Here is a 4,659-nt window from a genome sequence, read left to right as displayed (position 1 = left end):
GTTCTTGCCCTTCACGCTGGAGTACAGCAACTCGTCCCGCTTCTGGTCCATGCCCAGGAAGATGGTGCGCAGTTCAGGCCCTGTGATGGCGCGGGTGTTGGCACCGGTGTTCACGCGGTCGATGTCCTGCACCGGCACGGGCTCCATCACATCCACCTCGCCGGACAACAGGGCAGCGACGCGTGTTGCGTCATTCCCAATGGGGGTGAAGACAACTTCGGCGGCGTTGCCTTCGATCTTGCCCCAGTAGGTCCCGTTGCGCACGAACACCGACCGCACGTTGGGCTGGCGCTCGCGCAAGCGGTAGGGGCCCGTGCCGTTCGCGCGGAACGAGGCTGCATTCTCGATGCCCTTGCGGCGGTCCACCGGTGCCTGCGCCTGATTGGTTTCGCACCATTTCTTGCTCATGATGTACACGAGCGAAATCACATCGGGAAGGATGGGGAAAGGTGTCTTGGTTTCGATCTCGACGGTGTGGTCGTCGATCTTGCGCACTTCCTTGAAGTCATTGGTGTAGCTCTTCATGTCCGAGCCTTCCACCTGGGTGCGCGCGAAGCTGAACAACACGTCGTCCGCCGTGAACGGCGTGCCGTCGTGGAATTGCACGCCCTTGCGCAGTTCGAACCGCCAGACGGTCGGCGACGTCTGCTTCCAGCTGGTAGCAAGCGCAGGTGCCAGGCTCAAATCCTTGTTGCGGCCGACCAGTGGCTCGTAGACATTGCCGGTGACACTGAGCTGCAGTGACTCGTTGAGCGAGTGCGGGTCCATGGACAGTGAATCGCCTTGATTGGCGATCCGGATTGTCTGGGCGTTGGCGACCAGACCCGATGTAGCCAGCGCGGCAAAAAGCGCGGTAATGGCGAGTTTCTTGTGAAATTTCATAAAGACCTCCTCGTAGGAAAACGGTGCGCTGAAGCGTGTGCACTTAGGGTTGGTTGGCATCGGATGATCGCAACGGCCGGGACGGCATCAGGCTGCCGCGAGCGGCATGGCCTGCTCGATCAAGCTCGCGTGCAGGGCAGCACCAAGCGGCAAGATGTCGTCATTGAAGTCATAACGGCTGTTGTGCAAGGCGCTGCCGCTGGCCCCCGTGCCTTGGCCGATGCGCAGGTAGGCGCCGGGCCGGGTCTGCAGCATGAAGGCGAAATCCTCGGCGCCCATGCTGGGCTCCAGGTCACGCACCACGTGGTCGGCCCCCAGCAGGGATTCGGCCACATCGCCGGCAAAAAGGGCCTCGCTTTCGCTGTTGATCGTGGCGGGGTAGATGCGCTCATAGTGCACGGTGGCCGTGGCCCCGAAGCCCAGGGCAATGGCGTTACACAGTTCCTTGAGGCGCTTTTCCACCATCTCCTGCACTACGGGGTCGAACGTGCGAACGGTGCCCACCAGGGTGGCAGAACCTGGCAGCACGCTGAAAGCCCCCAGGTCGCCCGCATGCGCTGCGCAGATGCTGACCACGGCGCTTTCAATGGGGCGGACATTGCGCGAAACGATGCTTTGCGCCGCTGTGATGATGTGTGCAGCCACCACCAGCACGTCCACCGTCTGGTAGGCGTGTGCGCCGTGGCCACCGCGACCGGTGATCTCGATGGTGAAGCGGTCGGCGGCCGCCATCATGGGGCCGGAATTGATACCCACCGTGCCGGGCTTCATGGCAGGCCAGTTGTGCATGGCGTAGATGGACTGCACCGGGAAGCGGTCGAACAGACCGTCCTCCATCATCACGCGGGCGCCCGCCAAACCTTCCTCGCCAGGCTGGAAGACGAGCACGGCCGTGCCGTCGAAGTTTCGGGTCTCGGCCAGGTAGCGCGCCGCGCCGACCAGCATGGCGGTGTGGCCATCGTGGCCGCAGCCGTGCATGAGGCCGGGCTTGCACGACTTCCAGGAGAAGTCGTTGTGCTCGGCCAAGGGCAGCGCATCCATGTCGGCACGCAGGCCCACCATGCTGCCGCTGGAGGTGCTGCGGCCACGGATCACGGCAACGATGCCCGTGCGGCCGATGCCGTCGTGGATCTCGTCCACACCACACACCTTGAGCGCCTCTTTCACGCGATTGCCGGTATAGATTTCTTCAAAGCCCAGCTCGGGGTGGGCGTGCAGGTCGCGGCGCAGGGCGGTCAGCTCCGGATGGAACTGCGCAATGTGCGCGAACGCCCGGCCACCCGCTTTGTATCGGAGCGACTGCATGTCAGACGTCCCGAAAGCTCGTGCTGCGCCAGCCGCCGGCACAACCGGCGCGGCCCAGGCCAGTGCTCCCGCGCAAGGGCCGCCCCGCCGCGCTGGGAGCATCTCCCCGCGGGAGGGATGGCGCGAAGCGACTCAGGGGGGCGCTCATTCAATGTCCCCCGGCCTTGCCTACGCGCAGACGCGGATCCACGGCAAAGTACAGCAGGTCGACCACCAGGTTGATCACCACGAAGATCAAGGCGATCAGGCAAAGGTAGGCGGCCATCACCGGGATGTCGGCAAACGTGACTGCCTGGATGAACAGCAGGCCCATCCCAGGCCACTGGAACACTGTCTCGGTGATGATGGCGAATGCGATCAGGCCACCCAGCTGCAGACCGGTGATGGTCATCACAGGCACCAGTGTGTTCTTGAGCGCATGCCCGAAGTGGATGGCCCGGTTGGACAAGCCACGCGCACGCGCAAACTTGATGTAGTCGGTGCGCAATACCTCAAGCATTTCCGCACGCACCAGGCGCATGATCAGCGTGAGCTGGAAAATTGCCAGCGTGATGGCCGGCAGCGTGATGTGATGCCAGCCCTTGGCCTTGAGCAGGCCAGTACTCCACCACCCCACCTGCACCACCTCGCCCCGGCCGAAGCTGGGGAACCAGCCCAGGGTGACGGCAAACACCAGGATCAGCAGGATACCGATCAGGAAGGTCGGCAAAGACACACCCAGCAAGGAAATGGTCATGAACAGCTGGCTTGTGAAGGTGCCGCGCTTGAGGGCCGCGTACACGCCCATGGGCACGCCAATCACCAGGGCCAGCACTGCGGCCACCAGCGCCAGCTCCAGCGTGGCTGGAAACCGCTCTGCAATCAACCGCGAAACCTTGGCGCCCTGGCGCAGGCTCAGGCCGAACTCACCCTGAGAGGCGTTCACCAGGAAGTGCCAGAACTGCACGAAGAAGGGCTTGTCGAGCCCCAGCGATGCGCGAAGTTCGCGGATCTGCTCGGGGGTGGCGTCCTGGCCCAGCAGGAACACCACGGGGTCTCCCACGTACTGGAACAGCATGAAGGAGATGAAGGCCACCGTGACCATGACGATCACTGCCTGGATCAGGCGGCGCAATATGAAGGCGAGCATCAGAGAGTCGATTGAGTGTTCGATGGGAACGCCACGACCACTTTTGATGGCGGGGCGCTGAAGGCAAAAAACTGGTCTGGACGGACCGCATACCGGAACAAAGAAAGCAAGGGCCTGGGGGCCCTTGCTTTCAGTGTGTCAGGAACCGATCAATTCACCTTGACGACGCGCATGTCCACGCGGTTGTCCGCGCGGTGGACCAAGTCGATGTTCTTCTTCACGGCCCATGGGATCACTTGGTCGTGCAAAGGAATGTGCGAGACAGTGTCGTTGGAGAGCTGCAGGGCTTCGGTCAGCATGCGTGCGCGGACGGGCGCGTCGGTTTCTACCTTGATGCGGTCCACCAGATAGTCCATGCGCTGGTTGCTGTAGCGGCCCACGTTGTAGTTGCCGTCACCGCCCTGCCCCACCGTGCGCACCAGCGACTGCAGGCTATACAGCGCATCAAAGGTCGGAACGCCCCAGCCCAGCATGTAGATGCTGGCTTCGTAGCGCTGGATCATGGGGAAGTAGTTGACGAGTGGCAACGTGCGCAGCTTGGCCTTCACGCCCACGCGGGACCACATGGCGGTCACCGCCTGGCAAATCGCTTCATCGTTGATGTAGCGGTTGTTCGGGCAGGCAAAGTCCACTTCAAAACCATCGGGGTAGCCCGCTTCGGCCAGCAGCTTCTTGGAGGCTTCGACACTGTAGGGGAACCGCTTGCCCACGGCTTCCGTGTACCCGGCCACCTGAGGGGCCACCAGGGCACCCGTCGGCTTGCCCAGGCCGCGCATGATGTTGCGCGAGATGGTGTCCGCGTCAATTGCCTGGTACAACGCCTTGCGCACGCGAACATCCTTGAGAGGGTTCTTGCCCTTGATGTTGGAGCCAGGCAGTTCGTCGCGGAACTGGTCCATGCCCAGGAAGATGGTGCGGTTCTCGATGCCGTCGATCACCTTCAAATCAGGGCTTGCGCGCAAGCGGCCCAAGTCCTGGGGTGTGGGGTCGAGCACCATGTCCACTTCGCCCGACAAGAGGGCCGCAATCCGCGTCGCCGCCGACTTGATCGGTGTGTAGACGATCTCGGTGACGTTCCCGTCCATCTTGCCCCACCAGTTGGGGTTGCGCTTGAAGACCATCTTCACGTCCGGCTGCCAGGATTCCAGCGTGTAGGGGCCCGTGCCCATGGCATTGCGATGGGCAAAGTTCTCGTCGGATGCCTTCATGTCCTTGGGCTCGACCGACTTGTTCTTCTCCGCCCAGGCCTTGCTCATCATGCGCAGTTCGGTCATCTGGCGCAGCAGCACGGGGTTGGGTGCGCTCAGGATGACGTCAATGGTCTGCGCGTCCACCTTGTTGAT

The 4,659-nt window shown here is 62.8% G+C and carries 4 protein-coding genes; all 4 read right to left on the bottom strand.

What is annotated here, in order from left to right; translation table 11 throughout:
* Positions 1 to 882, bottom strand: an 882-nt coding sequence (locus tag MRY84_RS14085; RefSeq protein WP_291506344.1) for an ABC transporter substrate-binding protein, incomplete at its 3' end; no start/stop codon positions are given.
* An 87-nt stretch (positions 883 to 969) separates the two neighbouring features.
* The gene (locus MRY84_RS14080; RefSeq protein WP_291506343.1) at positions 970 to 2,187 is read right to left on the bottom strand and encodes a M20 aminoacylase family protein; all 1,218 of its coding nucleotides are present in this window, start codon (positions 2,185 to 2,187) and stop codon (positions 970 to 972) included.
* Between the two features lie 148 nt (positions 2,188 to 2,335).
* Positions 2,336 to 3,316 carry an ABC transporter permease gene (locus tag MRY84_RS14075; RefSeq protein ID WP_291506342.1) on the bottom strand — a complete coding sequence of 327 codons (981 nt, stop codon included), beginning with the start codon at positions 3,314 to 3,316 and terminating at the stop codon, positions 2,336 to 2,338.
* Between the two features lie 149 nt (positions 3,317 to 3,465).
* Positions 3,466 to 4,659: ABC transporter substrate-binding protein (locus MRY84_RS14070; protein WP_291506341.1), on the bottom strand; the 1,194-nt coding region annotated here is incomplete at its 5' end.

Source organism: Acidovorax sp. (genome assembly GCF_022763525.1).
Lineage (GTDB): Bacteria > Pseudomonadota > Gammaproteobacteria > Burkholderiales > Burkholderiaceae_C > Acidovorax.
The sequence above is the reverse complement of the archived record's forward strand: the minus strand, read 5'-3'. Positions and strand labels throughout refer to the sequence as shown.